The following is an 18,500-nucleotide window of genomic DNA, read 5'->3' as shown; positions in this document are numbered from 1 at the left end:
CAAAAAGGAGGCCGTGCCAAAGGCACGGCCTCAAGTCGATCACTGTGCACGTGGCCCCATCGACCACAACCTGTATTTAGTAGCTTTTCATGCCTCTTGCATCACCTAAATGGGTGGGTAAAACCAGAATTTTCCCGCTATATCAGAAGTTTCGACAGGTATTGATTTACCCAGGGTTGCATTCCCCCGGCTCGAATAGTGATATTCTCCCCGCACGGTTGCCGCATTTTCGGCGCGATTGCGGGGGGATGCGAGCAGTGGATTTGCGCCCTATGTCTACATGGTGGTATTGAGCGACCTTGGCCGTCATAGCCCGGCCGCCACAGGGTGACGGGAGCATGTGCCGCTTCCGCCGTCTCGCGTCGAACTCCTGGGATCGCTTCCGTGTACAATCGCCCCGAAACGCCGCTGCTCGACACTGTCCGTTCGCCGAGCGACCTGCGCCAACTCTCCGAGCGCGACCTGCGCCAGCTTGCGGACGAACTGCGCGCAGAGGTGATCGACGCGGTTTCGGTCACAGGCGGTCATCTGGGGGCGGGACTTGGCGTTGTCGAACTGACGACGGCGATTCACTACGTCTTCAACACGCCGGACGACCGGTTGATCTGGGACGTCGGCCATCAGTGCTATCCTCACAAGATCCTGACCGGACGGCGCGAGCGGATCCGCACCCTGCGCCAGGGCGGCGGACTGTCCGGCTTCACCAAGCGCTCCGAAAGCGAATATGATCCTTTCGGCGCAGCGCATTCCTCGACCTCGATTTCCGCCGGCCTCGGCATGGCGGTGGCCCGCGATCTCGACGGGCGCTCCAACAACATCATCGCGGTGATCGGCGACGGCGCCATGTCGGCGGGCATGGCCTATGAGGCCATGAACAACGCGGGTGCCCAGCATTCGCGGCTGATCGTCATTCTCAACGATAACGACATGTCGATCGCCCCGCCCGTCGGCGCGATGAGCGCCTATCTTGCCCGCCTGGTGTCGGGGCGCACCTATCTGACCTTGCGCGATGCCGCCAAGCAGCTCGCCAAGGCCCTGCCGCGACACCTGCAGCAGAAGGCCGCCAGGGCCGAGGAATATGCCCGCGGCTTCTGGACCGGCGGCACCATGTTCGAGGAACTGGGCTTCTATTATGTCGGCCCGGTCGACGGTCACAATCTCGACCACCTGCTGCCCGTGCTGAAGAACGTTCGCGACACGCATCAGGGGCCCGTGCTGATTCATGTCGTGACCCGCAAGGGCAAGGGCTATGCGCCGGCCGAGAATTCCGCCGACAAGTATCATGGCGTCGCCAAGTTCGACGTCATCACCGGCGAACAGTCCAAGCCCAAGGCCAACGCGCCGAGCTACACCCGCGTCTTCGCCGAGAGCCTCGTCGAGGAGGCGCGCCACGACGAGCGCATCGTGGCGGTCACGGCGGCGATGCCGGACGGTACGGGTCTCGATCTCTTCGGCGAGGTCTTCCCGGAGCGGACCTTCGATGTCGGCATCGCCGAGCAGCATGCGGTGACCTTCGCCGCCGGCATGGCGACGGAAGGCTACAAGCCGTTCTGCGCGATCTATTCGACCTTCCTGCAGCGCGGTTACGACCAGGTGGTGCACGATGTCGCCATCCAGGGTCTGCCGGTGCGCTTCCCGATCGACCGGGCCGGCCTGGTCGGTGCCGACGGCCCGACCCATGCCGGCAGTTTCGACACGGCCTATCTCGCCTGCCTGCCCGGGTTCGTCGTCATGGCGGCGGCCGACGAGGCGGAGCTTCGCCACATGGTGGCGACGGCCGCAGCCTATGACCAGGGGCCGATCTCCTTCCGCTATCCGCGCGGCGAGGGCGTCGGCATCGACCTGCCGCAGCGCGGACAGATCCTGGAAATCGGCAAGGGCCGGATCGTGCGGGAAGGGAGCAAGGTCGCGCTGCTGTCCTTCGGCACAAGGCTGCGCGAGTGCCTGCTGGCGGCGGATGAGCTCGACGCGGCCGGCCTGTCGACGACCGTTGCCGATGCCCGTTTCGCCAAGCCGCTCGACGAGGACATGGTGCTGCGGCTGGCCCGCGAGCACGAGGTCCTGGTGCTGATCGAGGAAGGTTCCGTCGGCGGCTTCGGCTCGCATGTGCTGCAACTCCTGGCCGAGCGCGGCGCGCTGGACGCTGGTCTCAAGGTCCGGCCGATGTGCCTGCCCGACCGCTTCATCGAACACGACAAGCCGGAGCGCATGTATGCCGAGGCCGGCCTCGATGTTCGCGGCATCCTGCACACGGTGTTCTCGGCGCTCGGGCGCGGGAGCGAGACGGCCGCGCTCCTGGCGTGACGCCGCCGCCTGAATGGCGCCCGCATGACCCATGCCCTGCCCGGGCAGCGCCATGCGCCTTGCGTGCATTGACACCGGCACGCGAATATTGAAACGGTCCCGGCGACGTCACGTGTGCGCCCGTGCGCGCCGCAGTCATCGCGTCGGGATGTGTCGGGCAGCGCCGGGCCGCACTGCCTCAACCTTCCGCGAGACCACCCCGGCCGGGACACCGGCCCGCATCTGTGAGGAAAGGGCGCGACATGGCGCAGGCGCTGGCCCCGGTATCGGCCCTTCTGATCGCGATCGCACTGCTCGTCACCGGTCACGGACTGCAGAGCACGCTGATCCCGCTGGCCGGCTCCCAGGCCGGTTTCTCCGATCTCGAGATCGGCCTGGTGTCGTCGAGCTATTTCATCGGCCTGGTTCTCGGCTGTCTTGGCGCGCCTTACGTGATCATGCGCGCCGGGCACATCCGTGCGTTCGCCGCCCTGGTGTCGCTGATGTCCGCCGCCGCCATCCTGCATCCGATCATGGTCGAGCCCTTGGCCTGGAGCGCCATCCGCGTCATCTCCGGCTTCTGCCTCGCCGGTTTCTACATGATCGTCGAAAGCTGGCTCAACGAGCAGGCTTCGAACGAGAACCGCGGCACGATCATGTCGATCTATATCGTGCTGGTCTATGCGGCGATGACCGCCGGGCAACTGTCGCTGACGGTGATGGATATCGCCACATTCATCCCCTTCGCGATTGCGTCGGTGGCGGTCAGTCTCGCGGTGATTCCCGTTTCGCTGACCACGGCCAACCAGCCCGCGCCGATCACCGTCGTACGGTTCCGGCCGGTGAAGCTCTATCGCAACTCTCCGACTGCGCTGGTCGCGGTTCTGATGATCGGCATCACCCAGGGTGCACTGTGGATGCTGACGCCGCTCTATGCCATCCAGATCGGCTTGACCACCAGCCAGGCGGCCTATTTCGCCGCCGCCTTCGTCGGCGCTGGCGCTCTCTCGCAATGGCCGATCGGCCGCCTGTCCGACAGGCTGGACCGCCGCCTCGTGCTGCTGGGCCTGGCCGCCTCCGCCGTCGTCGTCAGCATCGTGTTCATGACCGTGCCGATCAACGGTTTCGCCATGGCCATCGCGCTGGTGCTGCTTGCCGGCATCGCCACGCAGCCGGCCTATGCGATCGCGGCCTCGCATGCCTTCGATCACGCGGATCGCAGCGACTATGTCGAGACGTCGTCGGGCATGAACCTCGCGTTCGGCATCGGCTCGTCCTTCGGCCCGCTCACGGCCGCCTATCTGATGCAGTCCGTCGGCTCCTGGGGCCTGTTCCTCCAGGTGGCGGTGATCCAGGCGCTGATGGGGTTCTATATTCTGTCGCGCCTGTTCCAGCGGGCGGCGCCCTCGACCGAGGACAAGACTGACTTCGACTACGCGGCCTCGGCGCAGGTGGGTACGGTCCTGAGCCCCGAGCCGCTGGACCTGGAGGACCCCTCGGTGATCCCGCCGGAAGAGTTTCCGGCCTATGATCATGTTTCCGACGACACGCTGGGGGCGACCGCCGCAGCCATAGGCGAGGAACATCTGACTCCTGCCGCGTTGGCGCAGACACCGGGCGGGGCGGCCGCGGGATCAGGGGAGCCCAAGGTCTCGGATGCTCCGGCTGCCGAGGCGCGGGGGGACTGACGATGTCCTTCGCGGCCCGGCCTGCGGCATCTCATCTCTCGACCCGGCAGGCAGGTTGGGGCATTGTCGCACGATGATCCAGCGAGCGACCATGTTCGGCCTTCTGCGCCGCGAAGCCTTGCCGCTTGCGCTGGCATGCGCGCTGGCTCTGCTGCTGCAACTGGCTGCCGTGCCGATGACGCTGGCACAGGTCGGGGAGGACCAGGCGCAGGCCCTGTCCTCCCTTTGCCTTGGCAGTACCGCCGCAGGCGAGGAACCTGGTTCCGGCCCCTTGCACCATGTCCCGGGCCTGTGCCCCTGCGGGCCCGTGTGTCCGCATTCCGCCTCGGTGTTCACAGCCCTCGCGGCAGCATCAGTTGCGACCGCCGAGCCCCCGTATCGGGCGAGCCTGCTGGTCCCGCTGGGCTCTCGCCGCGAGCCGCCTCTCGTCGGCTTGACCATCCGTGCCGGAGCCATTCGGGCACCGCCTCCCGCCAGGATCTGACCCGGCAGCGCGCGAACACTGCGCGCCCCACCTGCCGTCCTGCACCATGTCCCGTCTTTGCGCCTTGTCCATGTCGCCACGGGACTGAGCTGTTAGATATCGATTTTCGGGAGACGAAAATGACCTACTTTTCCAAGCTTGCCCTTGCCGCCCTTCTCGCCACCGCGACCCTGCCGGCAGCCACTCTGTCGGCACTTGCGCAGGACGTGACCGTCGGCGCCCTCACCCTGTCGGGCGCCTGGACCCGCGCCACGCCGCCCCAGGCGCGTGCCGGTGGCGGTTTTCTCACAATCACCAATTCCGGCGAGGCCGATCGTCTCGTCGCAGCCGTGTCGCCGGTCTCCAGCCGCACCGAGATCCATGAGATGGCGGTGGTGGACGGCGTCATGAAAATGCGCGAGATGGCGGACGGCGTCGAGGTTCCGGCCGGTGGAACGCTGGAACTGAAGCCGGGCAGCTATCATGTGATGTTCATGGATATCGTCGAGCCGCTGAAGGAAGGCGAAACCGTTACCGCGACGCTGACCTTTGAAAAGGCTGGCGAGGTCGATGTCACGTTCACGGTGGAGAAGATGGGCGCCAAGGCCATGCCGGGGCATGGGATGCCCGGCCACGGCAAGCAGGGCGTGAAGGAGTAAGCCAGCATGTCCGCACTGAAGATCCTGCGCTATGTCGCCTGGGCAGCGGTGATCGCGCTGCTCGGCGCCATGGGCTATGTCGGCTATCAGCAATATGTCGCGCCGGAAGGCGAGGGGCTGATCTCGCCGGTCGCCAGCATCGGCGGCCCCTTCACGATGACCGATGCGTCGACCGGGACGATCGTCACCGACGCCGACTTCCGCGGCAAGCCGGCGGCCTATTTCTTCGGTTTCACCTTCTGCCCGGATGTTTGCCCGACCACGCTGGCCGAAACCCAGATGTGGATCGAGCAACTCGGACCGGATGCGGACAAGATGAATTTCGCCTTCGTCTCCGTCGATCCGGAGCGCGATACGCCGGAGGTCATGCGGGACTATGTCGCCGCCTTCGACAAGCGCATCCGGCCGCTCACCGGCACGCCCGAGCAGGCGGAGCAGATGATCAAGGCCTATCGCGTCTATGCCCGCCGGGTGCCGCTCGACGATGGCGATTATACGATGGACCACTCGGCTGCGGTGTTCCTGATGGACAAGGACAACCGCTTCGTCGGGACCATCGCCTATGACGAGGCCCCGGAAAACGCCATGGCCAAACTGCGTCGCCTCATCGATAATGCGTCCTGAGGCGACCTGAACCGGACCTGTCGACATGCGCTCTGATCTGCTCCTTCCTGCCGGACTGTTCTTCGCGGCGGCTTTCGCTGCGACGGGGGTCCTGTGGTGGGTCTACGGCGAGCGCATCTATGTCGACCGGTTGCTCACCGGCATCGCCAATTGCTTCTGAGCCATGGCGGAGCGTGAGCGGCTTGACCAGCTTCTGGTGGCGCGCGGGCTTGTCGAAAGCCGTGCCCGCGCGCGCGATGCCATTTTGCGCGGCCATGTCCGGGTCGATGGCGTGGCCGTCGACAAGCCGGGGCAGAAGGTGGCGATTGCGGCCAGGCTCGACGTCGAGGACCCGGCGGGCGGCTATGTCTCGCGCGCGGCCCTGAAGCTCAAGGCCGGGCTCGAGCGCTTTTCTTTCGATGTTGCCGGGCGCATTGCCCTTGATCTCGGCGCGTCCACCGGCGGCTTCACCCAGGTGCTGCTGGAGGCCGGCGCGCTCAAGGTCCATGCGATCGATGTCGGCCACGGGCAGATGCACCCGTCGGTCGCGGGAGACCCGCGCGTGCTGCGCCGCGACGGGGTCAACGCCCGCGCCCTGACGCTCGACGATCTCGGCGGTGAGCACCCCGGCGTTGTCGTCTCCGACATGAGCTTCATTTCCCTGCGCCTTGCGCTGCCTCCCGCGCTTGGGCTTGCCGCGCCGGGGGCTTGCGGCCTGTTCCTGGTGAAGCCGCAATTCGAAGCCGGCCGCGAGGCGGTCGGCAAGGGCGGGCTGGTCGCCGCCGAAATCGGAGAGGGTGTGGCGAGGGATCTCGCCGGCTGGCTCGCCGGTCAGCCGGGCTGGTCCGTGCTCGGCCTCGAACCCTCGCCGATCACCGGCGGAGACGGCAACCGCGAGTGGCTGCTGGCGGCGGTCAAGGACGGCTGATCGCCGGTCTTGCCGGTTTCTGCCGCATGCGGCTTGCCTGTGTCCCGGCGGCGGAGTAACCGGTGCGCATGAGCCAGGATGTCACACTCGAAATCGCCGCCCTTGCCCACAAGGGCGAAGGCAGGGCGGAGACCGCCGAAGGTCCCGTCCACGTTCCCTTCGCGCTGCCGGGGGAGACCGTCCGCGTCCGCCGCGAGGGCACGCGGGCGCGTCTGCTGGAAGTGCTGACGCCCTCGCCCCTGCGGGTGGAGCCCGTCTGCCCGCATTTCGGCACCTGCGGCGGCTGCGTGCTGCAGCATATGGATCAGGCGGCGATCCTCGACTGGAAGCGCCAGCAACTCGTCGCCGCGCTTGCCGCACGCGGGCTCGCCGAGGTGGAGCCCCTGGTCGAGCCGACGGCGGACGCTGGCGGGCGTGGTCGCCGCCGGGCGGTCTTCGCCGCAACGCGGGCCGGCGCCCGCATTCTGCTTGGCTTTCACGAGCGCGCGAGCCACCGCCTCGTCGATGTCGTCCGCTGTCCGGTGCTGGTGCCGGAGATCGTCGCCCTGCTGCCCGCGCTGAAGGAACTCGCCGCGCGGGTGATGCCGCGCAAGGGCGAGGTGACGCTCAACGTCCTTGCCACGCCCACCGGCGTCGATCTTGCGCTCGTGTCCTCGGCAAGGGTCGAGCCGCGCGGGGGCGCCGCGCTGATCGAGGAGGCGATGGCCGCCGGCATTGCCCGCCTCTCGCTCAACGGCGAGGTGCTGGTCGAGGCCCGCGCCCCGACCCTCGACATGGGGGGCATTCCGCTGGTGCCGCCGCCCGGTGCCTTCGTCCAGGCGACGGAAGCAGGGGAGGAGGCGCTGGCCGCCCGCGTCCTGGCCGGTGTCGGCAAGGCACGCAAGGTCGCCGATCTCTTCTGCGGGTCGGGCACCTTTGCCCTGCGCCTTGCCCGGCAGGCAACGGTACGGGCGGTCGAAGGCGAGGCTGCCGCCCTTGCCGCGCTGGACCGGGCGATGAGAACCGGGGCGGGGGCGCTCAGGGAGATCAGGGCCGAGCGGCGTGATCTTTCCCGAAACCCGCTGACCGCGGTGGAACTCGACGAGTATGGACGCGGGATGGAGGCGGTCGTCTTCGATCCGCCGCGCGCCGGCGCCGAGGCGCAGGCACGGGAGCTTGCCCGCTCGAAGGTGCCGACGGTGGTGGCGGTCTCGTGCAATCCGGCGACGCTTGCCCGCGACCTGCGCATCCTGGTCGATGGAGGCTACCGGATCTCGTCGATCCTGCCGGTGGATCAGTTCCGCTATTCGCCCCATATTGAGGGTGTTGCGGTTCTGTCGCGCGGCTGAGAGCTGCCGCGGCGGTCCGGGTCGAAAGACGGGAGAACGCCATGGCGGAAACGAGTCTTGCCGGACGTGCCTTCACCTGGGGCCGCAGGGCGCGCTATGCCGCCCGGCAGGGGAGCCGTGTCGCCTGGTTCGCCGTGCATGGCGAGATCGCCCAGGCGATCTCCCGCCGGATCGTCAGGGCAGCGCGCGCCGGCGGCGAAGCGGCCTCCCAGCCGGAGGATCGCGAAGACGGGCGCCGGGAGCCGCGCCGGTCGGTATCGACACCCGATCTCCGGCGCCTGTTTTCCCAGATCGCCGCGCTGTTCGCCCGTGATCTCGCCAATGTCGAGGCGGGGCACTACCCGATGCCGGAGGGCGAGTTCGGCGGCCCGCGCGGCTTTCTCGATCTCAGCCGACGCTTTCTCGCCGACGTGCCGAAGGTGGCCCGGCGGCGCGTGACCGGTGGACATCAGGAGGTCTTCGAGGCAACGCGCGAGGCATCCTCCGGCCTGCCGCGCTACTACCGGCAGAATTTCCATTTCCAGACCGAGGGCTGGCTGTCGCGCGACAGTGCCCGCATCTACGACTTCCAGGTCGAGGTCCTGTTCAAGGGGGCGACGGCGGCCATGCGGCGGCAGGGCCTGGTGCACCTGTCGCGCCTCGTGCGCGAGACCGACCAGCGACGGCTCGCCTATGCCGATATCGCCTGCGGCACGGGCGGCCTGCTGGCCCCGGCCCTTGCCGCCTTCCCGCGGCTTCGCGGCATCGGCGTCGACCTCTCGCTACCCTATCTGCAACATGCGCGCGAGGCTCTGCCGCCTGCCCGGCAGCGCCGCGTCGGCTTCGTCAATGCCAATGCCGAGCGCTTGCCTTTCGCGGATGCCAGTCTCGACGCGATCTCCTGCGTCTACCTCTTCCACGAACTGCCGCCGAAGATCCGCCGGATGGTCGCCCGCGAGCTTGGCCGTGTGCTGAAGCCGGGTGGGCGTCTGATCTTCATCGACAGCCTGCAGCACGGCGATCTGCCGGAAAACGACGGACTCCTGGAGCTGTTCCCGGACCTCTTCCACGAGCCCTATTATCGCGGCTATCTGAAAGAGGATCTCGACGCGCTGTTCGGCGCCGGCGGCCTGCGCCGCGCGGACTTGTCGACGGCGTTCCTGTCGCGCGTCGCGCTGTACCTCAAGGAGTAGGTGAATGCGTCAGTCGACGTCGAGCGGGGCTGTTCCGGTTGCGCTGCCGTCCTCGGCAAGCTGGATACGCTCAACCTTGGCTTCGGCCGCCTTCAGCAGCTTGTCGCAGTGTCGGCGCAGCAGATCGCCGCGCGAGTAGAGCTTGATGCTCTCCTCCAGCGGAACGTCGCCGCGTTCGAGCCGGCCGACGATCTCCTCGAGTTCCTTGAGGGCGACCTCGAAGGCGAGCGCCTCGATCGCCGGGTCGGTGTCGTCTCGGGTCACACGCCTGCTCCTGCTTGCTGCCTCGATGGAGTGCCAACCTACAAGCCGCCCCGCCACCGGGCAAGGCAAGCCGTCCGGCCTTCCGCCTTGCCTGTGGACGGGCGGGATCAGGACTTCATCAGGGTCATGATATGGGCAGCGGCCGAGCGCGCGAGGCCTTCCAGGTCGTATCCCCCCTCGAGCAGCGACACGACACGACCGCCGCATTTGCGGTCGGCAATGTCCATCAGCCGCATCGTGATCCAGGCAAAGTCCGCCTCGACCAGATTGAGGCCGCCGAGCGGGTCGCGGGCATGGGCATCGAAGCCGGCGGAGATGATCACCAGGTCGGGTTGGAAGGTCTCGATGCGCGGCAGGATCGCCACCTCCATCGCCTCGCGGAACTCCTCGCCGCCGTCGCCGGCCGAAAGCGGCGCGTTGACGATCGTGTCGGCCTCGCCCCGTTCGCTCGCCGCGCCGGAGCCCGGATAGAGCGGCATCTGATGCGTCGAGCAGTACATCACCGTCGGGTCGGCCCAGAAGATGTCCTGGGTGCCGTTGCCGTGATGGACGTCGAAATCGATGATCGCGACGCGATCGGCGCCATGTTCCCGCTGGGCGTGGCGGGCGGCCACCGCGGCATTGTTAAAGAGGCAGAAGCCCATGGCCCTGGCCGCTTCCGCATGGTGTCCCGGCGGCCGCGAGGCGCAGAAGGCATTGCCGACCTTGCCGGTCATCACTTCGTCGACCGCCTGGCAGGCGCCGCCGACCCCGCGCATCGCCGCCTCCCAGCTTCCCGGCGACATGGTCGTGTCGGCGTCGACACGCACCAGACCGTCCTGCGGCGCCATCCTGTGAAGCATGTCGATATAGGAGGAGGGGTGGACCCGGGCGATATCCTGGATCCGCCCCATCGGCGCCGTCTCCCGTTGCAGCGTCTGGAACCGCTCATGCTCCAGGATCCGGTCGATGGCGCGGATCCGGTCGGGGCGTTCGGGATGACCGACAGGGGTCAGATGATCGAGATAGGCGGAGTGGTGCAGGTAGAGGGTTGCCAAGAGCGTTTCCTTAGCTTGGGCCGTTTTCGGGCGCTTGGTGCCTCATCTGACCGGGCATGGCAGACCCTGTCAATGAGCCAAAGGCAAGGGGGATCGCGGAAGGCAATCGCAAATTTGAGGCTCTGGGCAAAAGAAAACCGGGGCGGCTTGAAACGCCGGCCCCGGAAGAGGTGCGGGCAGTCTAGGGCCCGTAGGGGAGGTCCGCTGCATCACCTGTGAAGGTAATGATAATACTAATTGATTCGCACCCCTTTCAGAAGGAGGAATTTGCGAGAGACGGCGTTTTCGAGCATGAAATGATCGAATTTGGTAAAATCAGGATTTATTTTTCACTGTAAAAAATCCCGATGCCCAAGTTGTGCGGGGCAACATCTTGGTGTGCCCCTGCGTCAGATCGAGCAGGTGGATGCGTCTTGCGGTGCCCGGACGCGAACCGCCTTTCGCGGCTCAGTCCCGTGGAGCGGCGGCGCGGCGCAGGCGATCGTTGATCGCCTCGCCCAGCCCGGTCTCCGGGACCGGCATGACGGCGATGCGCTCTGCCCCGCTGGCGTCGAGGCGCCGCATGGCGGTGAACAGGTGGGCGGCCGCCTGCCGAAGGTCGGCCTGTTCGCTCAGTTGGACCACGGCCGCGGCGTGTTCGGAGCCGGGAGGCAGCGGCGTTCCGAAGGCGAGAAGCGCTTCCCCGGGCTCGACCCGCTCGGCATTCAGCCGCATCCCGGCGCGCGGGGCATAGTGGGAGGTCAGCATGCCAGGTGCCTCCGGCGCGGTTTCGCAGGAGAGGGAGGGGGCGGCAAGAGCCTCGCCCAGCGCCGCCTCGATCTCCGCGCGTGACACGCCGCCGGGCCGCAGCAGCGTCGGCCGCTCCCCGGCTAGACCGACGATGGTCGATTCCACGCCCACCGGGGTCGGTCCGGCATCGATCAGCAGGGCAAGGTGCTCGCCAAGGTCGCCCGCCACCGCATCCGCCGTGGTGCCGCTGATGCGGCCGGAGCGATTGGCACTAGGGGCGGCAATCGGCCGCCCACTCGCCGACGAAAGTTCACGCATGATCGCCGCTGCCGGTACCCTCAGCGCAATCGTTTCAAGCCCCGCCGTCGCCAGATCGCAGACCGGGCTGTCCGGTCGCTTGGCGACCACCATCGTCAGCGGTCCGGGCCAGAAGGCGTCGGCCAGCCGTCTTGCACGCTCGTCGAGGATGCCGTGCCGGTGGGCCTGCTCGGTGGAGGCGACATGGGCGATCAGCGGGTTGAAGCTCGGCCGTCCCTTGGCCGCGTAGATCGCCGCGCAGGCAAGCGGGTTCGTGGCGTCGGCAGCGAGCCCGTAGACGGTTTCCGTCGGCACCGCCACCAGGCGTCCGGCGAGAATGTCCGCCACCGCCGCCTCGAACTCCGGCGTGTCGCGCCAGCCCGTCTCCTGCGGGTCGATCCGCCAGCGCCGCATGGCTTGCCCTCGTGTCCTGTCCGCTGGCGGATGGTTGCGTGGTTCCGTCACGTCACATGTTGACGTTTACGTCAGCCGCAGCCATCCTCGCGCCCGAAATGATGCCGGGCGGTTCTGCGGCCTCTGTCGCCGTTCGTCAAGCACCGGCCTGTCAAGGGAGTGAGAGATGTACCGTGCCCCCGTATCGGAGATCGCCTTCACGCTGAAGCAGGTGGCGGGACTGGGTGAGGTCCTTGCCCATTCGCGGCATAGCGAGGTCACCGATGACCTGGTGGACGCAATCCTGCAGGAGGCCGGTCGTTTCGCCGCCGAGGAGATTGCCCCGCTCAACAGCGTTGGGGACCGGCAGGGCGCGCGTCTGGAGAACGGGACCGTGACCATGCCTGACGGGTGGCGCGCGGTTTACCGGGCCTGGATCGAGGGCGGCTGGAACGCACTGACCGGCGCGCCGGAGTTCGGCGGGCAGGATCTGCCGGCGATGCTGCACGCTGCGGCGCTGGAGATGTGGAACTCCGCCTCCATGGCCTTCGCCCTTGGCCCGACCCTGACCACGGGGGCGGTCGAGGCGCTTGAAAAGCACGCAAGCAACGACCTGCAGGAGACGTATCTCGCCAAGCTCGTCTCCGGCGAGTGGATGGGCACGATGAACCTGACCGAGCCGCAGGCCGGGTCCGATCTCAACGCCCTGCGCGCCCGGGCCGAGCGCGCCGGCGACGGCACCTACCGGATCTTCGGGCAGAAGATCTTCATCACCTATGGCGAGCACGATTTCACCGACAACATCGTCCATCTGGTGCTGGCCCGCCTGCCGGACGCACCGGCCGGCACGCGCGGCATCTCGCTGTTCCTGGTGCCGAAGTTCCTGGTCAACCCGGACGGATCGCTGGGCGCGCGCAACGATGTTCGCTGTGCCGGCATCGAGCACAAGCTCGGCATCCACGCCTCGCCGACCTGCACCATGATCTATGGCGACGAGGGCGGTGCCATCGGCTGGTTGATCGGCGAGGAAAATCGCGGCCTTGCCTGCATGTTCACGATGATGAACAACGCCCGCCTTGCGGTCGGCATCCAGGGGCTGGGCATCGCCGAGCGGGCCACCCAGCAGGCGCTGGCGTATGCGCTGGAGCGGCGGCAGGGCCGGGTGCCGGGTCAGAGCGGTGAGGGCATGAGCCCGATTGCCGCACATCCCGACATCCGCCGCACGCTGCTCGACATGCAGGCCTGGACGCAGGTCGCCCGGGCGATCTGTTACGCCAATGCCCATGCCATCGACATGGCGCGACTGGCGGGGGACGACGCGGCGCGCGCCCACTGGAGCGAGCGCGCGGCAACCCTGACCCCGCTTGCCAAGTCCTTCGCCACCGATATCGGCGTCGAGGTCGCCTCGCTCGGCGTGCAGGTGCATGGCGGCATGGGCTTCATCGAGGAGACCGGAGCAGCGCAGCACTATCGCGATGCGCGTATCGCGCCGATCTACGAGGGCACCAACGGCATCCAGGCCATCGATCTGGTCACCCGCAAGCTGCCCCTGTCAGGCGGGGCGCAGTTTCGCGGCCTGGTCGAGGAACTCTCTGCCATCGCGGCGAAGGCAAGCGGGGCCGGCCCGGACTTTGCCGATATCGCGGCGCGGCTTGAGAGCGCCCTGGAAAATCTCTCCGGCGCCACGGATTGGATGTTGACCGCGCTTGCGGGCGGTCGGCAACAGGAAGCGCTCGCCGGCGCCACGCCGTTCCTGCGGCTGTTCGGCCTTGCCTATGGCGGCGCCATGCTGCTGAAGGGCGCGCTCGCGAGCAGCGGCGATGCCGCGCCGGAGGCTGCGCGCCGGCTGCTGCTGGCCCGCTATTTCGCCTCCGCGCGTCTCGCCGAGACGGCCGCGCTGAAGGAGCAGGTGGTCTCCGTCGCCTCGGCGGTGCTGGATTACGATCCGCTGGCCTGAGGCGGTATTGGGGAGGACGCGATGATCGAGATCGAGCGGGACGGGGCCGTCCAGCGCATCCGGATGAACCGGCGGGACAAGAAGAACGCCCTCACCGGCGAGATGTACTCGGCTCTTGCCGAGGCGCTGGAACAGCGGGACCCGGACATCCGGGCGCATCTCCTGTGCGGCGTGCCGGGAGCCTTCACCGCCGGCAACGACATCGCCGACTTCCTTGCCATGGCCGGCACTGTGGGCATCCAGGACGCGCCGGTGGTGCGATTCCTGCGCGCGCTTGCGGCCTGCGAGATCCCGATTGTCGCTGCCGTCGACGGTCTCGCGATCGGCGTCGGCACGACGATGCTGTTCCACTGCGACATGGTCTTCGCCAGCGAGCGGGCGCTGTTCCGCACGCCGTTCCTGGACCTTGGCCTCGTGCCCGAGGCCGGCGCCAGCCTGCTCGCCCCGCGCGTCATGGGCCATGCCCGGGCCTTCGAACTGTTGTGCCTGGGCGAGCCTTTCGATGCGGCGCGGGCACTGTCCGCCGGCTTCGTCAATCACGTTGTGGCGGAGGAGGAGGTCGAGGCGCGTGCCCTTGCCGCTGCCAGGGCGATCGCCGCCAAGCCGGCCGAGGCGATGCGCCTGTCCCGCGCCCTGCTGTGGGGCGAGCGCGCGGACTTGCGGGCCCGCATGGAGGAGGAAATCCGCCTGTTTGCGGAGCGCCTGGCCTCGAAGGAGGCGCGCGCCGCCTTCACCGCATTCATGGATAGGTCGCGCGGGAGCGACTGAGGTCGCGACCGCTGTTGGGAGGAACGCATGTCGCTCAAGAACCGAACGCTTTTCATCACCGGTGCGTCACGGGGCATCGGCAAGGCGATCGCCCTGCGCGCCGCGCGCGACGGCGCCAATGTGATCGTTGCCGCCAAGACCGCCGCGCCGCATGCGAAGCTGGAGGGCACCATCTACAGCGCGGCGGAGGAGATCGAGGCAGCCGGCGGCCGGGCCTTGCCGCTTGTCGTCGATGTGCGCGACGAGGCGTCGGTGGCCGATGCGCTGGCGCAGGGCGCGCAGACCTTCGGCGGCATAGACATCCTCGTCAACAATGCCAGCGCCATCCAGTTGACGCCCTTGTCGCAGACCGACATGAAGCGCTTCGACCTGATGCATCAGATCAACACACGCGGCACCCTGGTCTGTGCGAAACACGCGCTGCCCTGGCTGGAGAACAGCGACAATCCGCATATCCTGATGCTGTCGCCGCCCCTCGACATGCAGGAGAAGTGGTTTGCGCCGTTCACTCCCTACGCCATCGCCAAATATGGAATGAGCCTTGCAGTGCTCGGCCTGGCCGGAGAACTGCGAGACAAGGGAATTGCGGTCAACGCGCTGTGGCCGCGCACCACCGTCGCCACCGCGGCGGTGCGCAACCTGATCGGCGGCGACGAGATGATGCGCTCGAGCCGCACGCCCGAGATCCTGGCAGATGCCGCCTGGGAAATTTTCACCAGTCCCGCCAGGGATTTCACCGGCAACTTCCTCATCGACGACAGCTTCCTGGCATCGCGCGGCATCACCGATTTCGACAGGTATCGGGTCGATCCGTCCTGCGCCCTGATGCCCGATTTCTTCGTGCCGGAGGACAGCCTTCCGCCGGCCTCCCTCGCGCCGCTGCGGGACTGAGGAAGAGGACGCGATGGGCTACCAGCCCATCGCTTTCCAGAGGAGCCCACCGAGAACGGCGCTGGCGCAAAGCCCGAAAAGGACCCATCGCAGGACGGGATTGTCGTCCTTGCGCGGTGGGCGTCGTTTCCTGCCGTGCTCCTCGGCCATGCCGGTGTCAGTCGAATTCAGGCCCGCGGGCGCGGTAGGGCCGCAGTTCCTTCCAGGCCCGCATCAGGGTCGTCAGTTCCTCGTCGCCCTCCTCGGGCAGCACGATGCGCAGGGTCACCAGCAGGTCGCCCCGGCCCCCGGTACGGTTCGGCAGGCCCTTGCCCTTAAGCCGCATGGTCTTGCCGGCCTGGGCGTTGGGCGCGACGGTCAGGTTGACCGCGCCGTCAAGGGTCGGCACGCGCACCTTTGCACCCAGCACCGCCTCATAGAGGGTGATCGGCAGGTCGAGCCGCAGGTCGTCGCCGGAGGGGGTGAAGATCGGATGCCGGGCAAGGCGCACCTCGATGATGGCATCGCCGGCGGGACCGCCGTTTTCCCCCGGCTCGCCCTGGCCGCGCAGGCGGATCTTCTCGCCGTCCACCGTGCCGTCGGGCAGCTTCACGTCCAGCGTCTTGCCGGAGGGCAGGGCGACGCGCACCTTGCGATCATGGACGAGCTGCTCCAGCGTCACCCGTGCGGTGACGTTGGCATCGCTGCCGCGCCGGGTCGGTCGCGGACGGGGGCCAGCCTGCCCGCCCGGTCCGGCGCCTGCAAAGCCGCCGTCACCGGCAAACCCGCCGCCGCCGCGGGCGCGTCCGCCGAGGCCGCCGAGAATGTCGTTCAGGATGTCGTCGAAGCCGCCGCCCCGTCCAAAGCCCGAGGACTGGCCGCGTGTCTGGCGAAACAGGTCGGAATCGTCGAAGCCGCCGCCGAACCCATGCGCCTGAAAGCGCGGCTTGCCTTCGGCGTCGATCTCGCCCCGATCGAACTGGCCCCGCTTCTCCTTGTCGCCCAGGATCTCATAGGCCTGGTTCGCCTCGGCAAAGTGTTCCTTCGCCTTCGGATCGTCGGCGTTCTGGTCCGGGTGATACTTTTTCGCAAGCTTCCGGAAAGCCCGCTTGATGTCGGCCTCGCTCGCCGATTTTGCGACGCCGAGAACGGAATAGGGATCACGCATGGTTCAGACCGCGATGGTGTGTGGTGCAACGGGTATACACCCGCGCCTTGCTCGGGAACCATATGGTTGTTGATAGGAATAAAATCCAGTGGCGAGCCTCGCCCACCGTGGCCGCCTTTGCAGGCGGATATCAGCCCCGGCCGTGACGTCAGCCTGCCGTCTCCGGCTTCGGGTTCTTCACGGCCAGTTCGATGATCGCCCAGTCCTGCATGACATCGCGGCAGGCGGTGCCGAGATAGGCGCGCACGCCGCCGATGGTGTTGGCGGTCGTCTCGAAGCGGGTGCAGCCGGTGCCGCCGGGCTGGGTGTCGTCCTTGATCGCGACGATGGTGCCCGAATTGCCGCTGATCGGATTGTTCCAGGAGAAGGGCGGATCTGCCTTGCCGCTTTCGTGAGCGGTGGCAATGGCGCGGGCGATGATCGCACGGTCCTGCGAACTGATGTCGACATCCGCAGCATTCTGCTGCGAATCGATGGATCCGGTCAGATCCAGCGGCACTTCCGGATCGGCGCTGCCGATCGGCATGGAAATGCTGCCGCAACCGGCAGCCACGAGCGGCAGAACCAGGGCGAATGCCAGCGCGCCCGCCCGATAGCGGTTGGCGGCTGCTCCATCCTTTTCGGCGGATGTCGCGGTGACCCGTATGGATGTCATGGCGTTACCGTCCCGAAGCTCGATGCGCGGTCTCGCGTGGCGAGGTTGTTGCGCCTTTGCAACAGGATGAAAGAAAGCGATTAACAAATGGTAAGCCGGATCCTCCAGCGATCCCGTTTCCACTTTTAGGGCAGGGGCTTGGCGATGAGGTGCGGAGCACAGCCGGAGCGAATCGTCATGTCGCCTTGCCGAGCACGGCGCAGAATTCGCTGACCAGATAGGGGGTTGGGTAGACCCGGTAGGGAACGAGGCCGATCAGACCCAGCCCGTTCAGGGTGGTGATGATCTGTGTGAAACTTTCGGGCGTGAAGCGCCAGGCATGCACGTCGATATAGGCGCCCTTGCTCTGTTCCCATTCCTGGATGGCGTTGCGCGTGCGCGCCACCGTGTGCTCCAGCGTGCCATGATCGCCCTTCCAGTGGCGAGCGGCATCGTTGTGGGTGGTCAGCGCCCGCATCTCGATGACGCTGCGCAGGGTGTGCACTTTCGGGTTCTGGCGATGCGCCTCGATCACCTGACCGAGGGTGGAGGGCGGGATGAAATGATCGAAGCAGAAGCGGCAATCCGGGATGATCATCGCGTAGACGCCGCCTGCGTCGAGGATCCGCTCGACATGGGCAAGATGCGCAACCAGGTTGGGCTGATGCTCGATCACATGCGAGGAGACGACCATGTCGAACTGCTCGTCCACCACCGCAAGGTCGCCGGACGGCGACACGAAATCGATATTGGGAATCCCGTCGGGGTTCTCGCCGATGGCCTTGGCCCGCTCGATGAGTTGCGCTCTCGGCAGGACGTCGAAATGCTTGGTATGGGCGCCCCGCATCAGTGGCCGGTGGAAGGCACCGAGTTCCAGCGAGCGTTCGTTGCCCTGCAAGGCATCGACGAAATAGCCGCGCGCGGCGAGCGGCGAGGCGACCCGCCCCTCCATCCGGCCGCTGTCGCGGTAATGGGCGGCGAGCGCCTCGTCCTCGAGTTCCACAAGGTCCGGATAGAGCGCGCGGTAGTAGTCGGGATCGAACTCGGCAAGGAACCGGTCCCGTAGCGGCAGGGGAGCGATCCGCTGCAGCACGGCCTCTTGCGACCACGTTCCGGTGCGCTGCGGCCGACGCGCCGCCGGCGGCCGGCGGCGGCCCCGGCGCAGGGCCCCGGCGAGTTTTGCGGCGAGGCTCGTCATCGGGTGGGTTCTGGTCCTGACTGCGGCATGGTCAGGCAAACTAGGGCAGACGCGGGCAGGC

General features: G+C 67.3%; 17 protein-coding genes. 11 read left to right on the top strand and 6 right to left on the bottom strand.

All coding sequences use genetic code 11. The features are described from left to right. Positions 1–384 precede the first annotated feature (384 nt). The 8 genes from dxs to TSB10GB4_RS05815 all read left to right on the top strand — a co-directional run bounded on the left by dxs (position 385) and on the right by TSB10GB4_RS05815 (position 9,124). Positions 385–2,304 carry a 1-deoxy-D-xylulose-5-phosphate synthase gene (gene dxs / locus TSB10GB4_RS05845; protein WP_186394950.1) on the top strand — a complete coding sequence of 640 codons (1,920 nt, stop codon included), beginning with the start codon at positions 385–387 and terminating at the stop codon, positions 2,302–2,304. Positions 2,305–2,546: 242 nt separating this feature from the next. Beyond that, the gene (locus tag TSB10GB4_RS05840) at positions 2,547–3,971 is read left to right on the top strand and encodes an MFS transporter (RefSeq protein WP_186394949.1); all 1,425 of its coding nucleotides are present in this window, start codon (positions 2,547–2,549) and stop codon (positions 3,969–3,971) included. Positions 3,972–4,574: 603 nt separating this feature from the next. Then, positions 4,575–5,093, top strand: coding sequence for a copper chaperone PCu(A)C (locus tag TSB10GB4_RS05835; protein WP_186394948.1), 519 nt, complete (start codon positions 4,575–4,577; stop codon positions 5,091–5,093). A 6-nt stretch (positions 5,094–5,099) separates the two neighbouring features. Then, positions 5,100–5,717, top strand: a complete 618-nt coding sequence (locus TSB10GB4_RS05830; RefSeq protein WP_186386889.1) for an SCO family protein — start codon at positions 5,100–5,102, stop codon at positions 5,715–5,717. A gap of 25 nt (positions 5,718–5,742) precedes the next feature. Next, complete coding sequence (locus TSB10GB4_RS23950; protein WP_256376563.1) at positions 5,743–5,877, top strand: hypothetical protein; 135 nt, start codon at positions 5,743–5,745, stop codon at positions 5,875–5,877. 3 nt (positions 5,878–5,880) lie between these two features. Continuing rightward, a complete protein-coding gene (locus TSB10GB4_RS05825; RefSeq protein WP_186394947.1) occupies positions 5,881–6,624 on the top strand; it encodes a TlyA family RNA methyltransferase in 744 nt (247 codons plus the stop codon). A 68-nt stretch (positions 6,625–6,692) separates the two neighbouring features. Continuing rightward, positions 6,693–7,952, top strand: a complete 1,260-nt coding sequence (locus TSB10GB4_RS05820; protein WP_186386887.1) for a class I SAM-dependent RNA methyltransferase — start codon at positions 6,693–6,695, stop codon at positions 7,950–7,952. Positions 7,953–7,993: 41 nt separating this feature from the next. Continuing rightward, complete coding sequence (locus TSB10GB4_RS05815; RefSeq protein ID WP_186394946.1) at positions 7,994–9,124, top strand: class I SAM-dependent methyltransferase; 1,131 nt, start codon at positions 7,994–7,996, stop codon at positions 9,122–9,124. Positions 9,125–9,133: 9 nt separating this feature from the next. Here TSB10GB4_RS05815 and TSB10GB4_RS23780 read toward each other — a convergent pair whose 3' ends face one another. From TSB10GB4_RS23780 to TSB10GB4_RS05800, 3 genes are all read right to left on the bottom strand, one after another. Next, positions 9,134–9,388: an exodeoxyribonuclease VII small subunit gene (locus TSB10GB4_RS23780; protein ID WP_244292997.1), complete on the bottom strand. Its 255-nt coding sequence runs from the start codon at positions 9,386–9,388 to the stop codon at positions 9,134–9,136. A gap of 107 nt (positions 9,389–9,495) precedes the next feature. Next, positions 9,496–10,425, bottom strand: coding sequence for a histone deacetylase family protein (locus TSB10GB4_RS05805; protein WP_186386884.1), 930 nt, complete (start codon positions 10,423–10,425; stop codon positions 9,496–9,498). A 447-nt stretch (positions 10,426–10,872) separates the two neighbouring features. Then, entirely contained in the window at positions 10,873–11,865 is a 993-nt protein-coding gene (locus TSB10GB4_RS05800; RefSeq protein WP_186394945.1) for an L-threonylcarbamoyladenylate synthase, read from the bottom strand. 166 nt (positions 11,866–12,031) lie between these two features. Here TSB10GB4_RS05800 and TSB10GB4_RS05795 point away from each other — a divergent pair, with 166 nt between their 5' ends. The 3 genes from TSB10GB4_RS05795 to TSB10GB4_RS05785 are packed head-to-tail and all read left to right on the top strand — an operon-like array spanning position 12,032 to position 15,460. After that, positions 12,032–13,801: an acyl-CoA dehydrogenase gene (locus TSB10GB4_RS05795; RefSeq protein ID WP_186394944.1), complete on the top strand. Its 1,770-nt coding sequence runs from the start codon at positions 12,032–12,034 to the stop codon at positions 13,799–13,801. Positions 13,802–13,822: 21 nt separating this feature from the next. Continuing rightward, a complete protein-coding gene (locus TSB10GB4_RS05790; RefSeq protein WP_186394943.1) occupies positions 13,823–14,569 on the top strand; it encodes a crotonase/enoyl-CoA hydratase family protein in 747 nt (248 codons plus the stop codon). A gap of 27 nt (positions 14,570–14,596) precedes the next feature. Continuing rightward, positions 14,597–15,460, top strand: coding sequence for an NAD(P)-dependent oxidoreductase (locus TSB10GB4_RS05785; RefSeq protein ID WP_186394942.1), 864 nt, complete (start codon positions 14,597–14,599; stop codon positions 15,458–15,460). A gap of 157 nt (positions 15,461–15,617) precedes the next feature. Here TSB10GB4_RS05785 and TSB10GB4_RS05780 read toward each other — a convergent pair whose 3' ends face one another. The 3 genes from TSB10GB4_RS05780 to TSB10GB4_RS05770 form a co-directional block, all read right to left on the bottom strand. After that, positions 15,618–16,607 (bottom strand): DnaJ C-terminal domain-containing protein, encoded by a 990-nt coding sequence (locus tag TSB10GB4_RS05780; RefSeq protein ID WP_186394941.1) that lies wholly within the window; start codon positions 16,605–16,607, stop codon positions 15,618–15,620. Positions 16,608–16,755: 148 nt separating this feature from the next. Further along, complete coding sequence (locus TSB10GB4_RS05775; RefSeq protein WP_208984478.1) at positions 16,756–17,262, bottom strand: RT0821/Lpp0805 family surface protein; 507 nt, start codon at positions 17,260–17,262, stop codon at positions 16,756–16,758. Positions 17,263–17,437: 175 nt separating this feature from the next. After that, on the bottom strand, positions 17,438–18,439 hold the full coding sequence (locus TSB10GB4_RS05770) for a bifunctional 2-polyprenyl-6-hydroxyphenol methylase/3-demethylubiquinol 3-O-methyltransferase UbiG (RefSeq protein WP_244296503.1): 1,002 nt from the start codon (positions 18,437–18,439) through the stop codon (positions 17,438–17,440). Between the last annotated feature and the right edge of the window lie 61 nt (positions 18,440–18,500).

Source organism: Stappia sp. TSB10GB4 (assembly GCF_900185745.1).
Taxonomy (GTDB): domain Bacteria; phylum Pseudomonadota; class Alphaproteobacteria; order Rhizobiales; family Stappiaceae; genus Stappia.
This window is presented reverse-complemented; position numbering and strand designations above follow the sequence as displayed.

Excerpts from the sequence above, each read along its gene's own strand:
- TSB10GB4_RS05840 (WP_186394949.1), top strand. The coding sequence starts at position 2,547 with ATGGCGCAGGCGCTGGCCCCGGTATCGGCCCTTCTGATCGCGATCGCA.
- TSB10GB4_RS05835 (WP_186394948.1), top strand. The coding sequence starts at position 4,575 with ATGACCTACTTTTCCAAGCTTGCCCTTGCCGCCCTTCTCGCCACCGCG.
- TSB10GB4_RS05830 (WP_186386889.1), top strand. The coding sequence starts at position 5,100 with ATGTCCGCACTGAAGATCCTGCGCTATGTCGCCTGGGCAGCGGTGATC.
- TSB10GB4_RS23950 (WP_256376563.1), top strand. The coding sequence starts at position 5,743 with ATGCGCTCTGATCTGCTCCTTCCTGCCGGACTGTTCTTCGCGGCGGCT.
- TSB10GB4_RS05825 (WP_186394947.1), top strand. The coding sequence starts at position 5,881 with ATGGCGGAGCGTGAGCGGCTTGACCAGCTTCTGGTGGCGCGCGGGCTT.
- TSB10GB4_RS05820 (WP_186386887.1), top strand. The coding sequence starts at position 6,693 with ATGAGCCAGGATGTCACACTCGAAATCGCCGCCCTTGCCCACAAGGGC.
- TSB10GB4_RS05815 (WP_186394946.1), top strand. The coding sequence starts at position 7,994 with ATGGCGGAAACGAGTCTTGCCGGACGTGCCTTCACCTGGGGCCGCAGG.
- TSB10GB4_RS05800 (WP_186394945.1), bottom strand. The coding sequence starts at position 11,865 with ATGCGGCGCTGGCGGATCGACCCGCAGGAGACGGGCTGGCGCGACACG.
- TSB10GB4_RS05795 (WP_186394944.1), top strand. The coding sequence starts at position 12,032 with ATGTACCGTGCCCCCGTATCGGAGATCGCCTTCACGCTGAAGCAGGTG.
- TSB10GB4_RS05790 (WP_186394943.1), top strand. The coding sequence starts at position 13,823 with ATGATCGAGATCGAGCGGGACGGGGCCGTCCAGCGCATCCGGATGAAC.
- TSB10GB4_RS05785 (WP_186394942.1), top strand. The coding sequence starts at position 14,597 with ATGTCGCTCAAGAACCGAACGCTTTTCATCACCGGTGCGTCACGGGGC.
- TSB10GB4_RS05780 (WP_186394941.1), bottom strand. The coding sequence starts at position 16,607 with ATGCGTGATCCCTATTCCGTTCTCGGCGTCGCAAAATCGGCGAGCGAG.
- TSB10GB4_RS05775 (WP_208984478.1), bottom strand. The coding sequence starts at position 17,262 with ATGACATCCATACGGGTCACCGCGACATCCGCCGAAAAGGATGGAGCA.
- TSB10GB4_RS05770 (WP_244296503.1), bottom strand. The coding sequence starts at position 18,439 with ATGACGAGCCTCGCCGCAAAACTCGCCGGGGCCCTGCGCCGGGGCCGC.